At 57.7% G+C, this 15,706-nt stretch carries 14 protein-coding genes and 1 tRNA gene; 4 read left to right on the top strand and 11 right to left on the bottom strand.

Features of this window, described 5'->3' with window-relative positions; all coding sequences use genetic code 11:
• Positions 1–13 precede the first annotated feature (13 nt).
• The 11 genes from I6I72_RS07085 to I6I72_RS07035 all read right to left on the bottom strand — a co-directional run bounded on the left by I6I72_RS07085 (position 14) and on the right by I6I72_RS07035 (position 11,282).
• Positions 14–664 carry a response regulator gene (locus tag I6I72_RS07085; protein ID WP_049146255.1) on the bottom strand — a complete coding sequence of 217 codons (651 nt, stop codon included), beginning with the start codon at positions 662–664 and terminating at the stop codon, positions 14–16.
• Between the two features lie 6 nt (positions 665–670).
• A complete protein-coding gene (locus I6I72_RS07080; RefSeq protein WP_049146257.1) occupies positions 671–919 on the bottom strand; it encodes a hypothetical protein in 249 nt (82 codons plus the stop codon).
• A 62-nt stretch (positions 920–981) separates the two neighbouring features.
• Complete coding sequence (locus I6I72_RS07075; RefSeq protein WP_049146260.1) at positions 982–2,070, bottom strand: sensor histidine kinase; 1,089 nt, start codon at positions 2,068–2,070, stop codon at positions 982–984.
• A gap of 16 nt (positions 2,071–2,086) precedes the next feature.
• Positions 2,087–2,359: a cell division protein CrgA gene (gene crgA / locus I6I72_RS07070; RefSeq protein WP_049146262.1), complete on the bottom strand. Its 273-nt coding sequence runs from the start codon at positions 2,357–2,359 to the stop codon at positions 2,087–2,089.
• Between the two features lie 70 nt (positions 2,360–2,429).
• Entirely contained in the window at positions 2,430–4,385 is a 1,956-nt protein-coding gene (pknB, locus tag I6I72_RS07065; protein WP_049146265.1) for a Stk1 family PASTA domain-containing Ser/Thr kinase, read from the bottom strand.
• A gap of 3 nt (positions 4,386–4,388) precedes the next feature.
• Entirely contained in the window at positions 4,389–5,831 is a 1,443-nt protein-coding gene (locus tag I6I72_RS07060; protein WP_049146267.1) for a serine/threonine-protein kinase, read from the bottom strand.
• Positions 5,832–5,833: 2 nt separating this feature from the next.
• Positions 5,834–7,261, bottom strand: coding sequence for a penicillin-binding transpeptidase domain-containing protein (locus I6I72_RS07055; protein ID WP_100086684.1), 1,428 nt, complete (start codon positions 7,259–7,261; stop codon positions 5,834–5,836).
• Positions 7,258–8,610 carry an FtsW/RodA/SpoVE family cell cycle protein gene (locus I6I72_RS07050; protein WP_005530624.1) on the bottom strand — a complete coding sequence of 451 codons (1,353 nt, stop codon included), beginning with the start codon at positions 8,608–8,610 and terminating at the stop codon, positions 7,258–7,260. The genes I6I72_RS07055 and I6I72_RS07050 overlap by 4 nt, the downstream gene beginning before the upstream one ends.
• Positions 8,611–9,972 carry a PP2C family protein-serine/threonine phosphatase gene (locus tag I6I72_RS07045; RefSeq protein WP_005530623.1) on the bottom strand — a complete coding sequence of 454 codons (1,362 nt, stop codon included), beginning with the start codon at positions 9,970–9,972 and terminating at the stop codon, positions 8,611–8,613.
• Positions 9,969–10,421 (bottom strand): FHA domain-containing protein FhaB/FipA, encoded by a 453-nt coding sequence (locus tag I6I72_RS07040; RefSeq protein ID WP_005530622.1) that lies wholly within the window; start codon positions 10,419–10,421, stop codon positions 9,969–9,971. The genes I6I72_RS07045 and I6I72_RS07040 overlap by 4 nt, the downstream gene beginning before the upstream one ends.
• A 27-nt stretch (positions 10,422–10,448) precedes the next feature.
• Positions 10,449–11,282, bottom strand: a complete 834-nt coding sequence (locus tag I6I72_RS07035) for a DUF3662 and FHA domain-containing protein (protein WP_049146274.1) — start codon at positions 11,280–11,282, stop codon at positions 10,449–10,451.
• Between the two features lie 191 nt (positions 11,283–11,473).
• On the opposite strand from I6I72_RS07035, the gene I6I72_RS07030 reads away from it, so the two are divergent.
• From I6I72_RS07030 to I6I72_RS07015, 4 genes are all read left to right on the top strand, one after another.
• Positions 11,474–11,558 (top strand) — tRNA-Leu (locus I6I72_RS07030).
• A 730-nt stretch (positions 11,559–12,288) separates the two neighbouring features.
• Entirely contained in the window at positions 12,289–12,600 is a 312-nt protein-coding gene (locus I6I72_RS07025; protein WP_049146277.1) for a helix-turn-helix domain-containing protein, read from the top strand.
• A 191-nt stretch (positions 12,601–12,791) separates the two neighbouring features.
• Positions 12,792–13,844: an RNA-guided endonuclease InsQ/TnpB family protein gene (locus I6I72_RS07020; protein WP_080719550.1), complete on the top strand. Its 1,053-nt coding sequence runs from the start codon at positions 12,792–12,794 to the stop codon at positions 13,842–13,844.
• A 627-nt stretch (positions 13,845–14,471) separates the two neighbouring features.
• Positions 14,472–15,697, top strand: a protein-coding gene (locus tag I6I72_RS07015; RefSeq protein WP_201806497.1) for an IS3 family transposase whose coding sequence is annotated in 2 segments (ribosomal slippage) — positions 14,472–14,751 and positions 14,751–15,697 — 1,227 coding nt in all. Because the reading frame shifts where the segments join, the coding sequence is not laid out codon by codon here.
• The last annotated feature ends 9 nt before the right edge of the window (positions 15,698–15,706 follow it).

Below are 15,706 nucleotides of genomic sequence, written 5' to 3'. Positions count from 1 at the left end.
TTAGCCTCAGTGCCTAGCTACCTGCCCCGCCTAAAATCTTGGTTACAAGATTTAGGCGGGTGCTTGCGTTAAAGGTGACGATGAGGCTGGAGACGTGTTTTTTCACCGAAGATTCGGAGATCTCCAGCGCTGCTGCGATCTCGGAATTCGAATTGCCCTGTAGCAGCAGCTTCAGCACGTTGATCTCGCCGTTGCTCAGCGAATGCGATTCGATGGCAGCGGCGACTGGGTCTTTACGAGGAGCATCGCCGATGTATCCCACCAGGCGATGCATCGCTACTGGCGCTACAACGGTGCCACCGTGGATTGCCTCCCGGACAGCATCGATGATAGATTGCGGTCTTTGGTTTTTCAGGATGTAGCCAGCGCCGCCCTCTTGCAGAATCTTGAGCATGGTGTCATCCGAATCAAAGGATGTCACCGCCAAGAAAACTGGCGGGTAGGGCCTTTCCTTGATTTTGCGCAGTAAAGTGATGCCGTCCATCGTGGGCATGTGAATATCTGCCAAAATGATGTCGGCATCAACGTTGTCCAGCATCGAGAGGCATTCTGCGCCATTAGCTGCCTCAGCTACCACTGAGATGTCATCGGTGGTTTCGAAATAAAGTCGCAGTGATGAGCGGACCAGCGGGTCATCATCAACGAGGAAGACTCGAATGGACATCGATGCTTACTGGCGGTACTTTGCGCACCACCAACGCTGCGGGCTGGTGGAGCAACGCAAAGCGTTTGCAAAGTCTTCCGCCATGGAAGTGTAGTAGGTAAATCCGCCGGTGTAGGCGGTCTCGTTGGTGGTCTCAGTTTGAGTAGCAGACTCAGCGGCACTGGAAGAACTGAAGGAAGAAGCAGCGCTAGCAAACGGGGTGCTCATCAAACACAGGACCGCACCGGCTGCGGCTGCAACGGAACGAAAACGCATGTGGATACTCCTATAAGGGCGAGAAATAGAGAGGATGGGCCTTAGCCTACTACAGGCTAAGTTTATCTGCGCACCATGCTGGAAATTGGGATATAAAGCGTACTCACCCAATTCCCGTTCTCAGGTCCGCTGCTGAAGGTTCCGCGTGCTGCCCCGACGCGTTCTTGAATTTCGGAAATGCCCAATCCGGTGGTCATGTGTTGATCGGACTGTGCTTTGGCGATGACAGAGCGAATTTGGATATTGATGCCGCGGTGGTTGCGTTTGAACACGATGGCAATTTGTGAGTCTGCAGCGGTGTATTTGATGAGGTTTGCGCAGAGTTCTGAAAAAACCAAATGTAGGTCATTGGGCAGCGCCATGGTTCGCGCTAGTTTTCCGAGTTTGCCTTCCACGGTGCAATCAAACCCATGGCTGTGGAGGAAGGACTGCATCTCTTCGAGCTCTTCAGCAACGGTTGAACGTGCTTTCTTGAGCAGGGGTTCGTCTTCGTTTTCCATTAGGCGGAGTAGATCGCGGACTTCACCCATGGCCTTGCGTGCGTCGTCGGCGATAGCTGCGGAGTTTTCTTTTAGTTTTGGGTTGGTGCCCATGAGGCCGAGAGTCTCTGAGCGCATGACCACCGAGGTTAATGTGGTGGCCACTGAATCATGCAAGGTGGTCATCAGCGCGTGCCGGTATTCCTGGCTACGCTGTTCAGCCGCTTGCTGGCGCTGATGTGCCTTCTTTAACGCGACACCAACGATGATTCCTGCCACGTTGATGGCGGCGACCAGCAAGAAGCTAAAGAGGTCGAGGGAGGGCAGGACGCCGTGGATGGGATCGATGATGGAGAGTAAAACCAACACCAGCCCAGGTATCACCGCATGCGTCCACGGGCGACGGTAGGAAATTAGCCCAACGATGACTGCGCTCCATGCCACCAATAGGAAGGATCGCCATTCGGTGTGCCAAGCACAAATGGCAAAAAGCGCGCTATAAGCCGCGGCCGCCCACAGCGGGTGGTTCATGCCGAGCGGGGTAAGTGCCACGCCGAGGGCAGCAAGCAACAGCGCACCGGGGGAGAGGAATAGTGGATCGATGGCCACGGTCAGCATCACGGCGATGATGAAGCCGACGCCGGCGAAGCTATAGAACCTCGTAGAGCTCATGGCAGGGTAATGAAGCTTAGCGCCAGCCCATCGTCATAAGCAGGCCGATGATGGCTAGGCCGAAACCGATGCCGTAGTTCCAGACGCCGAGCTCCTGCATGAACGGGATGGACTCGCCAGCCAGGTAGTTAACCACGAGCCATAGCAGGCCGATGACCATCAGGCCCAGCATGATGGCGATGTACCACTTCGGCGTGCCCTCGGAATTGATCTTGACCGGAGTGCGGTTGGCCGCAGAGCTAGAGGACTGCGGAACGCCCGAGCTCTGGGTGATCTTTGACTTTGGCATTGCTAAACCTTCAACTTTTCTTTAGGCATTCTTTTTAACGGTTACTTTAGCAGGCGAAATTCGTCTGCTACTAGCGTGGGAGCAGCGCCGAGGCGTTGAACTCCCAAACGCGGAGCTCCACGGTTGCATTCTTGCGGATGAGGTCGCCCGAGTTAACGGAGGCCCAGCCGACGCGGCCGTTATCCACCAGCGCACCGGTAGGAACAACGGGGCCGGTGCGCACGCTACCCTGCCAGCCGGCAGAGCGCAGCGCGGATTCAGCCTCAGAAGGCGTCTTGTGCAACAGGTCCGGTGCCGTAATGAGCATGCCATTGGAGACCTCAATCGTGACGGTCTCACCCTTCGCCAGTTTCCTGCCTTGGTTGCTCACCGACACCACCCGGTCTTCCGGCTCCTGCGAGTCAACGACGTTCACGTTGACCTTGAAGCCAACGGACTCCAGCATGCTGACAGCGCGTGCTTGTGGCATGCCGGTGACGTCTGGAACCTGAGCTTCTTCCTTGCCCTTAGACACGGTGACCTTAACCTTTGAGCCCTTGGAAAGCCGCGAGCCGCCGGCTGGGTTCTGCGAGACGATCTGACCAGCCGGCGCGTCGTCGTTGGTCTCCTCGATCTTGTCGTTGAGGGAAAGACCGGCGTCGGAAAGCGCCTTGCCTGCCTCTTCCAACGTCATTCCGGAGAGATCCGGGACATCAGTGATCTCGTCGCCCGAGGAAACGGTCAGCGTCACAGAAGAGCCTTTTTGCAGTTCAGAGCCCGGAGCCGGATTGATGCGAATGACCTTGTTGCGGTCAATGTCGGGATTAGCCTCTTCATTGACAGTGACCAAAAGGCCCATCTTCTCAAGTTCTGCCACAACCTCATTGCGCGGACGCTTTTCCACCTTCGGCACCACGACCATGTTGGCGCGCGCCGCAGCGTCTTCGCGTTGCTGTTGTTCGATGCGGCTTTCCTCGCGGGAGGACTGCCAGAAGTCCCAGGCAAAATAGCCCATGATGGCAACCAAAAGACCCGCTAGGAACAAAGCGAGCCATTTCAACCCGTTGCCGCCCTCGTCATCCTCAGAAGGGCGCGTGGATTTTACCGGCGCGCGGTGCTGGCCAACCGACGCATCCGCGACCGGCGCGACCATGGCCGTGGGGTGCTCTTCTACAGTGACGTGCCCGCGGGCAGCTTCGGTGAGCTGGCCATTGCCCATCCGCCTTAGATCCTCGCCCATCTCCCACGCAGACTGGTAGCGATCCGCTGGGTGCTTGGCCATAGCAGTCAAGATGACGGCATCGATGTTGAGACGTTGCGTATCGGTTAGATGCTGCACGTCCACGTACTGGGTCGGTGGAACTGGGTCCTCTTGGACGTGTTGGTAGGCCACCGCGAATGGTGTCTCGCCTTCGAAAGGAGTGCGGCCGGTGACCGCCTCGTACATGACACAGCCCAAGGCATAAACGTCGGAGCGGGCATCGGCAGGTTTGCCACGGGCCTGTTCCGGGGAAAGATACTGGGCAGTGCCGATGACGGCAGAGGTCTGCGTCATGGCTGAGGTGGAGTCATCCAGAGCGCGGGCGATGCCGAAGTCCATCACCTTTACCTGGCCGGTGCCAGTCAGCATGATGTTTGCCGGCTTGATATCGCGGTGGATAATTCCCGCCTCGTGGGAGGCCTGCAATGCGTCGGCGACAGGCGCCAGAATCTGTGCAGCTTCCTGCGAGGGGAGCGGACCATCTTCGCGCACGATATCGCGCAGAGTACGTCCGTTGACCAGCTCCATCACGATATAAGGGATGGTCAGGCCGTTGACGTCCTTCTCGCCGGTGTCAAACACCGACACGATGTTCGGGTGATTGAGTCTGCTGGAGTTTTGCGCCTCGCGGCGGAAGCGCTCACGAAAGTTGACGTCGCGCGCCATCTCAGGGCGCAGCATTTTTACAGCAACCGTGCGTCCCAGAACTGTGTCTTCAGCCTCGTAGACCTCAGACATGCCGCCAGATCCGATGACGTGGCGGAGGTGGTAGCGGTCATTGCCCATGTTCTAGGCACCATCCTGGGGTAGTAGTTTCTCAAAGGGGTTTTCAGGCTGCGAGTTTACTTCGGAATTAGTAGTTGGCTGTTCATTGACCTCCGTCTCCTGCTCTTCTGTGGCGGGAATTTCCTGTTCGGTGGAAGGCTCAACTGGCTGTACGGGCGTTGGAGTCTGTTGCTGTGAGGTTTTCGGCTCCACCGAGTGCGTGGTTGTTACTGTCACTTCTTCCGGAGTATCGTCCGTGGATTCTTCGGGCGTGATGACTTCAGTGGTGACAGGGCCACGGTATTCCGTCACCACGATGGACTCAGGGGTGCGGGATGTTTCTTCAGATTCTCCAGTGCCTTTGAAGAAGTTGGCGGCGAAAAATCCCAGCGCCACGAGCGCCGCAATGGCCGCGGCGATGAGCAGGCCGACGCCAAAGCCGGAGCTCTCCTCGCTTTTTTGCTGGTGTTTGGCCGCTGGGCGTGGGGTGTCTTTGACCGGCGCGTACTCAGGAGTAGCGGTCTTCGGGTTGGCCACGCTGGCCAGCAATTCCGTCGATGCGGACGGGGAAGGCTCAGCAGCGAGCGGCGCGAGCGCAGCAGACTTGGGCTGCGGCGGACGCTGGCCGTTACGCACCGCGGAGATGGCGTTGGTGAACTCGTTGCCATCGGCAAAACGGGTGGTGGGATCTTTACGGAGCGAAATTCCGATGAGCTCACGAGCAGGTGCGCTAATCGACGTCGAGAGCGCCTCCGGCGCCTGGCTGATGTGGGCAAGCGCCACGGAGACCGAGGAGTCGCCGCTAAACGGGCGCTTGCCGGCCAGCATTTCATAACCGACGACGCCGAGGGAGTAGACGTCGGAAGCCGGCGTCACGTCGAGGCCCTGTGCCTGCTCCGGGGAGACGTATTGGGCGGTGCCCACCACCATGCCCGTGCGGGTCAGCGGAACAGCGGCTGCGGCTTTCGCGATGCCGAAGTCGGTGATCTTGACTTGTCCATTTTGGGTGATCATGAGATTGCCGGGCTTGATGTCGCGGTGTACCAGGCCCATTCGGTGAATGACAGAAAGTCCGTGTGCTGCCTGCTGCATGACGTCGAGCGCTAGGGACTCAGGCAAAGCGCCCTCGCGCGCCAGGAGATCCGCCAAAGACTCACCGCGCACGTATTCCAAAGCCATGAAGCAGAACGTGCGGCCGTTGTCCTCTAGCTCACGGTAGTCATAGGTGGCCACGACGTTCTCAGAGGAGATGGACTCGGCTGACTTGGCCTCGTTCTGGAAACGGCTCAAGAACTCATTGTTGTCCGAGAACTCTGGCCGCAGAACCTTGAGGGCAACCTCGCGGTCGCCATGGACGTCGTCAGCGAGCCACACAGTAGACATGCCGCCGTGGCCGATAATCCACTGCAGCTGGTAGTCGTCGCCGATGAGATGCTGGAGATGCTCTCTATTATCCGCATTGCTCATTACTACTGACCTCCATATGCGCGCAGAATTGCGCGCCCGATTGGGGCGGATACTTGTCCACCGGTAGCGCTCTGCCCAAGGTTGCCACCGTCTTTGACCACTACCGCGACAGCGATGTCTCGGTCTGGGTCAAAAGCCACGTACCACACGTGTGGCGCGAGGCCCTCGCCGTGCTCGGCCGTACCGGTCTTCGAGGCAAAAGTGTTGCCGTCATAGCCGTACGTCGAACGCTCCGAGCTGAGCATCAAGTCCTTGATCGTGTTCGCAACGTCTTCCTTTACCGCTTCCTTGGCTTGGCGCGGCTGGGTGGCACGGATTTCGTTCATCTGTGCATCCGTGATGCGGTTGACCAAGTAGGGCTGCATGCGCTTGCCCTTGTTGGCCACGGTTCCGGCCATGATTGCCGCCTGCAAAGCAGACATGGTGACGTCACGCTGGCCGATGGCGGACTGGGCGACCTGCGCGCCGTCGCCAAGCTCGCCCAAGTTACCTGGGGACGTGTCGACGCCCAAGTTGTAGTTCTCGCCTACGCCGAAAGCGTCTGCGTACTTGCGTAGCTCGTCGGCGCCGATGGATTCGGACATCTGCACGAAGGCAGTGTTACAGGACAACGCGAAGGCGGTCTGCAGGGTCACCGTCTGGGACCCGCCGCACATCTGATTACCGTAGTTGGTCAACTCGGTGACTGTGTCAGGCAGGACGATGGAGTTCGCGCCGGTTAGCGAAGAACTCGGGTTGAAACCGTTGTTGAGGCCGGCCGCGGTGGTGATGATCTTGAAAATCGAGCCCGGTGGCAAGGTGTCCTGCGTGGCGTGGTTGAGAAGCGGCGCTCCCGCCTGCTCCTGCAGTGCGGTCCAGGTGTCGTCGGCGTTGTCACCCAGCAGGTCATTTGTGTTGTAGCTCGGTGAGGAAGCCATGGCCAGGATCTTGCCGGTGGAAGGCTGGATCGCCACCGCGGCGCCATTGTAGCCAGGGCCGGTGAGCTGGTCATAAGCAGCCTGCTGAAGGGCAGGATCGATGGTTACCTCGACGTTGGCGCCTACCTTTTCCTTGCCGGAGATGGTGTCGAGCCAGTTCTGGGCAAGCAGCGAATCGTCAGTGCCGTTGAGGATGTCATTCTGGGAAGCCTCCAGCTGAGAAGCACCAAACTGCGTCGATAAGTAGCCTGTGATGTTGGAAAAGGCCGGGGAGTCAGTGGGGTAGGAACGCGAGTAATTGCCCTCGGAGTCCGCAGTGGACTTAGCCAAGACGGTGTCCCCTGCGAAAATCTGGCCGCGCGGGGTGGACTGCATGGCGTAGTAGCCACGCATGTTTCTCGGGTTATGCGCGTACTTGTCGTCTGAAAATGCCTGCACCACAGTGAGGTTGATCAACAGAACTGCGGTCAGAAGGACGGCGAAGAGAGAGACGAGGCGGATCGACTTATTCATCGGGTTGCCTCCTGTACAGCGGGGAACATGGATGTGTCGCTCGGCGCGTTGCTGGTGGTCTCACGCGCCGGGCGGCGAGCTGCATTAGAGATCCGCAGCAGGATTGCCAGGAGCATGTAGTTGGCCATCAGCGAGGAACCGCCGGCGGACATGAATGGGGTGGTCAGGCCGGTCATCGGCAGCATTGCAGAAATGCCGCCAGTGACCACGAAGACCTGCACGGCCAGCGTCAAGGACAGGCCGGATGCCACGAGCTTGCCGTAGGAATCGCGGGACTTCAGTGCGGTGTTGAAGCCGCGGGAGATCAGCATGGCGAACATGATGAGCACGGCTGCCAAGCCTATGAGGCCGAACTCCTCACCGATTCCGGCGAGGATGAAGTCGGAGTGCGCGACCGGCACGATCTCTGGGTGGCCCTGGCCCAAGCCGGTGCCAGAGATGCCGCCCGAGGACATGCCGAACAATGCCTGGGATAACTGGTATCCGCCGTTGTCATAGTTGCCGAGCGGGTCCAGGAAGTTGGAAAAGCGCAGCTGAATCTTCGACGAGATCTGGTAAATGCCGAAGCCGCCAACACCCACGAGGAGCAAGCCAATGAGCAGCCAGCTGACACGGCCCGTGGCCATAAATAGCATGCCCAAGACCGTGGAGAACAGCAGCAGCGCTGGGCCAAAGTCATTGGAGATGCCCATGATGACGATCGCGATGCCCCAAATCACCAGAATCGGTGCGAGGTCGCGTAGACGCGGCAGGGAAAGCCCCAAGAACTTGTAGCCGGCTACCGTGAACAGCGAACGCTTCTGGGTCAGCAGCATGGCGAAGAACAAGATCAGCATGATCTTGGAGAACTCACCCGGCTGGATGGAGAAAGGTCCAAGCCACAGCCAGATACGGGCCTCAACTCCTGGGGGCTGCGGCCATACCAGCGGCAGTGCCAGAAGGACCAGGCCAGCTGCACCCAGGATGTAGGAATAGCGAGTCAGCGAACGGTGATCTCGCAAAACCACCAGCACCAGGACGAATAGGATGAGACCGACGATGGTCCACATCACCTGGCGGGTTGCCAGGCCACCATCATTGGCGAGGTCCAAGCGCGCCAGCATAATGAGGCCCGTGCCGTTGAGCAGCGAGACTATAGGCAGCATCAGCTGATCGGAGTGCGGCGCCAAGAAACACAGCGCTAAGTGCGCGACAGTGAACACGCCGATGAATCCACCGATGAGGTAAAGGACATCCACGGTGAGGATGTTGCCCTGGGAAAGCTCCAGGCTTACGAGGGTGATGGCAAAGACGAGGGTTGCCAGGATCAGCAGCCCGAGCTCCGTGCCACGGGAAAAAACCTTCTTCACTTAACTCACCTCCCGGCAAGTAACTCCTGGTTTCGCGGCTTTGTTTTCCAACTTCTTGTCCGTTTTTCCGCTGGGCGCGGTGATGCAAGGCTTGAGTGCCTTGGAGGACAAGGTCGACAGTTGGGTCTGAACCTCCGCATAGGTACCGGAGGGCAGGTTTCCAACCGCAGCGCGCTCGGAATCTGGAAGGTCGCTCACCTTGAACGCGGAGAAGTCTCCCTCGCAGGGCGCGGAGCCCAGACGCAAAGTATTTGCCTTATCGATGCACGCATTTTGGTACTGGTGTTGCAGCGAGCGGCCGAAGATGGAGAAGTCCACGCCTTGGTGGATCGTTATCACTTCCTCTTCGCCGATGGCTACGTAGAAGTTGTTCGAAATCTCGTTCTTGGTCCAGAATCCGCTGCCGATGACGAGCACAAGCACAGCCACGAGTGCGCCGATGATCTTCCAGCCCACCTTTTTCTTGGGACTGTGAGGCTCCTCGGACTCTTCATCTTCTTCTGCGGCCTGCCGGGACGCAGCAATGCTTGGCGACGCCTCCCGCGGGCGCGTCAGCGCCGCCGCCCGACTCGCAGCGGAGTCGGGGTGAGTAGGTTCTGGGACAACGCCGGCGATCGCGCCGACGGTGACAGGCGAGCTGTCGCCCTTGCCCTCAACCACTTCCGCCAGGACGATAGTCACGTTGTCCGGACCGCCGGAGCGCAGGGCGAGATCGCGGAGGGTTACCGCGGCGTCGTCAAGCGTGCCCTGGCCCAGCGCCAACTCAATGGTGGAGGCTGTGACGGGATCGGACAAGCCGTCGGAGCACAACAGGAGGCGGTCGCCGACCTTGGCGTCCAGCATGAACAAGGTGGGGTCAACCGGGCGGCCGGTATAGGCCTTGAGGATGAGCGACTTCTGCGGGTGTGAAGAGACGTCAGCTGGGTCGAGGCGACCCTCATCCACCAGGGACTGCACATAGGTGTCGTCCTTGGTGATCTGCGTCAACTTGCCCGCGCGCAGGCGGTAACCACGGGAGTCACCGACGTGGCAGACACCAAACTCGGAACCGTTGAACATCATCGCGGTCAGCGTGGTGCCCATGCCCTCGGTCTCTGGGTGCTGCTCGACGTGCGCTGCGATGGACGCGTTTGCATCCTCAGCTGCGGCGCCCAGGAGGGCGAGCATGTCGTTGTCCTCGGGGTCTTGCTCGAGGTGTTCCAAGTGCTCGACCATGAGCTTGGATGCGACCTCGCCTGCGGCGTGGCCTCCCATGCCGTCAGCCAAAAGCAAAAGATGGGGACCGGCGTGCGCGCTGTCCTCATTGTTTTGGCGTACTAGGCCGCGGTCAGTAATCGCGGTGAATTTTAGGCTCAATGTCATGCCATCAACCTCACGGTCGTGCGGCCAAGTTTGATGTCGCTGCCAACGCCAACTCGTTCCGGCTGGTCAATGCGAACGCCACCGACGAAGGTGCCGTTGCGGGATTCAAGGTCTTCAATAAACCATTCGCTGCCGCGGCGGAAAAGCCGGGCGTGATGACCGGAAGAAAAGTCATCACCTGTGACAAAGTCACAGTCTTGGGCGCGGCCCATAGTGCATTCCTCGAGGGTGCCCAACTGCATGTGGGAGCCGCGTAGCGGACCATCCACGATGTTGATCTGCTTAGGAACTTCGCGGCGCCGCGGGGAAGACTTAGTTTGCGCTGAGGGCTGATACACGCCGGCAGCCTTGTTGGCGTCTCGGCGCATCGCATTCAAGGCCACCAGGATGAAAAGCCACAACAGTGCGAGCAGGCCGATGCGCAGAGCTAACAAAACGACCGAATCCATGGTGACCTCCTTTCTCTCGAGCTTGTATTAGTAGTGTTTGTTTGGCTGTGTACCGGTGATACGAACCTCGATGTGGGAATGGCCCATGGTGATGACGTCACCGTCTGCCAGGAGCCAGTTATCGATTGGGGTTTCGTTCACGGTGGTGCCGTTGGTGGACTGTAGGTCTACCAGGATGGCGTCTTGGCCGTTCCAGGTAATTTCAGCATGCTGACGGGACACGCCGGTGTCTGGCAGGCGAAGGTCGGCGTCGTTGCTGCGGCCGATGATGTTGGAACCTTCCTGCACGTGGTACACGCGGGAGGAACCGTCCTGCAGCATGAGGTTGACAGCTGGGCCATGTGGCTGCGGCTGCTCCGGCTGCTGGTTCTGTGCCAAAAAAGCGGTGGTTGCGGCCTCATCTGCATTATTGGGGTTAGTCATATGGTCCTCCTGACCATCGTCTTCGTGGAAGATTGCGTCAAATCCGGTTTCCTCAGTGGGCTCGTGATCGATGAACGAGGACACGCGGAGCTGTCCTGTACGCAATCCCGATTCCTCCGCGATGCGCACGATGACCGGGCCGGCGAAGGACCAGCCGTGGTTCCTGACAAAGCGGGTGAGTTGCTCGGCGAAATCCGCAGGAAGATCTCTGTTTTGAGAGAGGTTCTCCAAATCCTTGGAGGACACGCCTACGGTCATAACGTTGGGGCTGTAGAGATTAGCATCGTCTCCGCGTGCGAGATTGTCCTGCGCTTCTTGCTTGAGGAGCTCTTCAATCTCAGCAGGGACGACCTTGCCTCCGAAGACAAAGGCCATGCCGTTGTCTAAGCCTCGCTGCATGGCGGAATCCAGCTTCGCGAGCCTTTCAAGTAATGCCACGTGCTGTCCTCCTTTTCTATAGCAGCGCTAATTATAGGGTGCTTACCCCTTCTAAACGTAGCCGTACAGGCCAAAGTTCCCAGGTTTATCCGGAACTTTTCCTCAGAAAAGTTTGGCTTTGCCAGCGGATTTGTTATCAATACGCTGCTGCATGCTAATGTTAGTTGGTCGCCAAGACATTTAGGTACCCAGCCCGGGTGGCGGAATTGGCAGACGCGCTGGCTTCAGGTGCCAGTGTCCTTATAGGACGTGCGGGTTCAAGTCCCGCCCCGGGCACAAAGAGCAGTTGAACAAACTGTGACACCGGAGGTAACAAACTCGAAAGGGTTCGTGACCTCCGGTTTCTTTGTTTTTCTGAACTTTTCCGGTCGAGGATTGTAAGTGTGGGGATTTACATCCTAAATCCCGTTTTGTCGCTCGGCACGTCTTTCGATATTTGTTCATGTAAAACAATGGCCGAAGTGGTCCTATTTTGTAGGCGGCATTCCGTCGCAGGCACGTGTAACAATAGGGCGTACCCCAAAAAGACACACCTGATTAAAGACCCACCCCGGCATCGATATAAATCCCCCATGCAGCCAGGGAAAACAACCAAGTGGAACAAAAAGTGCAAGAGGTGTGGGATCGCCCATGCGCCTAGGGGGGCAACCTCTTCCTGAGCAGCGAAAAAGCTGATCAAGACGCCCCAAAAAGTTCAAGTAGGCGAGACATCCCTCGCGGGATGACGCTGAGATACAGCCGAAACTGCACTCTGCACGCTTCCAAGCAAAACCGTCTCCCCGGGCCCATGCCCGGAAATTCAGTAATGCAATCCACGTGCGGTTTTAACGTCTGCTTCCGTCCGGAGCCGACGGCCCCCTCTACGGGGAGACGCTCGCCACCCTAACAGGACCCTGCGCCCCTGTGAACCACCGTTACCCAGTTCGAATTTAAGTTCGACGCTATCGGAGGGTGTCCACCCCAGTAGTTATCCTGCTCGTCCACTCACCACGAAAGGGCAACAAGGATGACCAATTCACCACAAGCTAAAAAATCCTCACCCAACACCAATCATGACCACGAAGGCTTCGTGTTTCGGCTCATTCCCACCCCTCAGCAAGAAGCCCTGTTTGAGGAGATGACACGGGCAGCACACTGGGGGTTCAACGCATTCACCGAAGCCTGGCAGAAGTACGACGAAAACTACCGGGCAAGAAAAGATCAGCTCCTGGCTGCCGGCGTGAACGCCAGCAGCGTGAACAAGCTGATCAAAAAAGAGGCCGAAACCAACCCAGCACTAAAAAACCGCACCGTTTTTCATTTGAGACAGGTGTTTTAACTCCCGAAATCCGGCGTCACCGGGAGGCAGCAAAACTGCTGTGGCAACGAGACCACGGGAAACGATGGTCACCTCAACACCAAGAACGGCTTGATGCTGTCTGGAGTCCCGATACCAAGGGCGCCCGCCCCTTTCTCCATCTCGTCAACCGTCGCTGCCCCGTCAGTGGAATCAAAAACGCAGCCGAGGCCATGAAAAACTACTACGCCAGTAAAACTGGTCGAAGAAAAGGCCGGGCTATGGGAAAACCCCAGCGCAAGACCCACCGATCTCGGAAATCAGTCACCATTCACCCAGACAGCAGAATGGGGCCAAAAGGCTGCCCTCCACCCCGAGGGCAGCCCCAGATCACCGGGTACAAGCATCTATACCTGGCCAATCTTTTCTCGCATGCCTCCAAGCCGGATAAAAAAGACCGGATATTGCGCGTACGCGTCCATGGCTCCACCAGACGGTTGGTCAAAGCTCTGCAGAACCACCCTGACGCCAAAATCAGCAATTTTACGATCTCCCAAAAAGGCGGCTACTGGTACGTCGCTGTGATGGTTAAGTCAGCTCAACGCCAACCATCGCTAACCCGACGGCAAAAACAAGCAGACACCCTGGGCATCGATATCGGCATCCACAACTACCTATCGCTCTCGGATGGCTCCACAGTCATCCAGCTTCCACCACTGCTCCAGCGCAACATCAAACGATCGAAAAACCTACGTAAAAAGCTGGCCCGGAGCCAAAAGGGATCCAACCGCCGTCGAAAGCTCATCGCCACGATCAAACGCGTCGACCACGAGCTGAAGTTGCAGCGCGATGGGTTTGTTCATCAGATCACCGCCGAACTGGCCCGCAACTATGCCCTGATCGGCATCGAAGACCTCAATGTTAAAGGCATGACTCGTTCAGCCAGGGGAACCGTAGACGCACCGGGAACAAACGTGAGGGCGAAATCATCCCTCAACCGCCGAATGCTTGAGGGGATCCCTGGCGAGTTTCGTCGCCAGCTGGAGTACAAAACCAAGCGCACCGGCGCTGCTCTAGAGGTCATCGACCGGTTTTACCCATCCTCCAAAACCTGCTCGAGGTGTGGTTGGAAAAACGAGAATCTTTCCCTGAGTAACCGTCAATTCACATGTCTAGAATGCGGCCTATCACTCGACCGGGACCACAACGCCGCATTGAACATCGCAGCTGAGGCCGAAAGGAAACACCTGAAAGACACTAAGTCACCCAAACCCAGCCACGACTAACCAGACCCAAAACGTAGCGGCAACGGGGCTTCTTCCCCTCTTAAACCCGAGCTGGGACCCCACCCTCGCGGTCGCTACAGCCCCACAAGATGGGGCCAACGAGTCGAGAATCCTATACCAACCCCTGCACGTTCTTGGCTGCGGTGATGTGCTCTGCCCATGGTCTGTCCTGGCAGACCCGGGCAAGGTTTCCGACGCTAACCTACGAGCACAGCCTCATCACCCGCGATAGTTACCCCCATACCTTGGGCGACGGTCTGTCGTCCCGCACTTCGGGAAGTCTGGAGTTAGCGACTATCCACTCCGCCGCAGAGGGATCAATCCAGGTAGACAGCTTCTCTATAGCCTGCTGCGCTCGATCGAGGTTATCGTTTTCGTCCTGCAGGTCCTTTTTGATAATCGGCTCATGATGGGCGCACCGGTTACGCAGGTTGTAGACCACACCAACTTCACTTCTGAACTCGTCAAGGCTGGGAACAAGGACATCAGGCTTGCTTCCGCCAGTGGCAGGTGCCTGTGTGCCGACCAAATCTTTACGAACCAGCGGCCAGAGAGTAGAGGCGTAGGTTTTGGTGAACTGAAGCGTCCTGGGTTTAGTTCCTACCTCAGCTAAGGAAGGATTGAACTATGCCTAGAAAGTATTCCGTCGAGTTCAAGGACAAGGCGGTCCATCAGATCATCGAAATGGTCCGCCTGGAATCTTGCTCACTGCAACGCGCCTACACGGAGGTCGGCGAGCTCCTTGGAGTATCTCACCACACGTTGCGGGCTTGGTACCGTGACAGCGCTTCAGTACGCGATAATTCTGACGCTTCAGGCGGCGAAACAATGGAAGAAGAGCTCAAGCGTCTGCGCCGCGAAAACCGCGAACTGAAACGAGCAAACGGGATTCTTAAGACAGCTTCGGCTTTTTTCGCAGCGGAACTCGACCGACCCACGACCAAATGATCTCCTACATCGACACGTATAAAGATCAGTTTGGGGTCGAGGCCATCTGTCGAGTCCTTAAACAAGCAGATCGTGGATTCATTACTTCACGCGGCTACCGCAAAGCTACCACACGTGTTCCCAGTGCAAGAGCCTTAAGCGATAGCCTGCTCATCCCAGAGATACAGCGTGTGCATGCGGAGAATTTCTCGGTCTACGGTATCCGCAAAATGTGGCACGCGATGAACCGTGAAGGCTTTCATATTGGTCGCGACAAGACTGCACGACTAATGAAACTTGCAGGTGTTTCTGGCCGCAGACGTGGGCGAACCCCTGTGACAACGATTAGCCCGAAGACACCGGATCATCGCCCGGACCTAGTGCGCCGAAACTTCCGTGCGCAGGCACCAGGCAGGCTTTGGGTTGCCGACATTACCTACGTTCGCACCCTGTCAGGATTCGCCTACACCGCGTTTGTCGTGGATGTCTTCAGCCGAAAAATTGTTGGTGTTGCTACACGCTCGACAATGCGCACCGATGCGCTGCCCATGGAGGCATTGGAACATGCGTTAACGACTGCAGGACGAATCCATGGAAACCAACTAATTCACCACAGCGATCGGGGCAGCCAGTACGTGTCACTGAAGTATTCCACCGCGCTAGCTGAGTCAGGAATCCGCCCGAGTGTGGGAACAATCGGCGATTCTTATGACAATGCTCTAGCCGAAACAGTCAACGGTCTCTACAAGGCGGAACTGATTCATGCCCAGGGCCCGTGGACGTCGGTCGGAGAAGTCGAACTGGCCACCTTGCGGTGGGTGCATTGGTGGAACACTAAGCGACTTCACGAAGCATTGGACTACGCCACCCCACAGGAAGTAGAAACCGAGTACTATCTCACCCAGCCCATCAACACAGGGCCGTAAAAGAAGCGG

It is taken from the genome of Corynebacterium striatum (genome assembly GCF_016728105.1).
GTDB classification, from domain to species: domain Bacteria; phylum Actinomycetota; class Actinomycetes; order Mycobacteriales; family Mycobacteriaceae; genus Corynebacterium; species Corynebacterium striatum.
Note: the sequence above shows the minus strand (reverse complement) of the source record. Positions and strands in the feature narration are given on the sequence as shown.

Bases quoted from the DNA above. Each gene is read 5' to 3' on its own strand.
- I6I72_RS07085 (WP_049146255.1), bottom strand. From the start codon at position 664: ATGTCCATTCGAGTCTTCCTCGTTGATGATGACCCGCTGGTCCGCTCA.
- I6I72_RS07080 (WP_049146257.1), bottom strand. From the start codon at position 919: ATGCGTTTTCGTTCCGTTGCAGCCGCAGCCGGTGCGGTCCTGTGTTTG.
- I6I72_RS07075 (WP_049146260.1), bottom strand. From the start codon at position 2,070: ATGAGCTCTACGAGGTTCTATAGCTTCGCCGGCGTCGGCTTCATCATC.
- crgA (WP_049146262.1), bottom strand. From the start codon at position 2,359: ATGCCAAAGTCAAAGATCACCCAGAGCTCGGGCGTTCCGCAGTCCTCT.
- pknB (WP_049146265.1), bottom strand. From the start codon at position 4,385: ATGGGCAATGACCGCTACCACCTCCGCCACGTCATCGGATCTGGCGGC.
- I6I72_RS07060 (WP_049146267.1), bottom strand. From the start codon at position 5,831: ATGAGCAATGCGGATAATAGAGAGCATCTCCAGCATCTCATCGGCGAC.
- I6I72_RS07055 (WP_100086684.1), bottom strand. From the start codon at position 7,261: ATGAATAAGTCGATCCGCCTCGTCTCTCTCTTCGCCGTCCTTCTGACC.
- I6I72_RS07045 (WP_005530623.1), bottom strand. From the start codon at position 9,972: ATGACATTGAGCCTAAAATTCACCGCGATTACTGACCGCGGCCTAGTA.
- I6I72_RS07040 (WP_005530622.1), bottom strand. From the start codon at position 10,421: ATGGATTCGGTCGTTTTGTTAGCTCTGCGCATCGGCCTGCTCGCACTG.
- I6I72_RS07025 (WP_049146277.1), top strand. From the start codon at position 12,289: ATGACCAATTCACCACAAGCTAAAAAATCCTCACCCAACACCAATCAT.
- I6I72_RS07020 (WP_080719550.1), top strand. From the start codon at position 12,792: ATGAAAAACTACTACGCCAGTAAAACTGGTCGAAGAAAAGGCCGGGCT.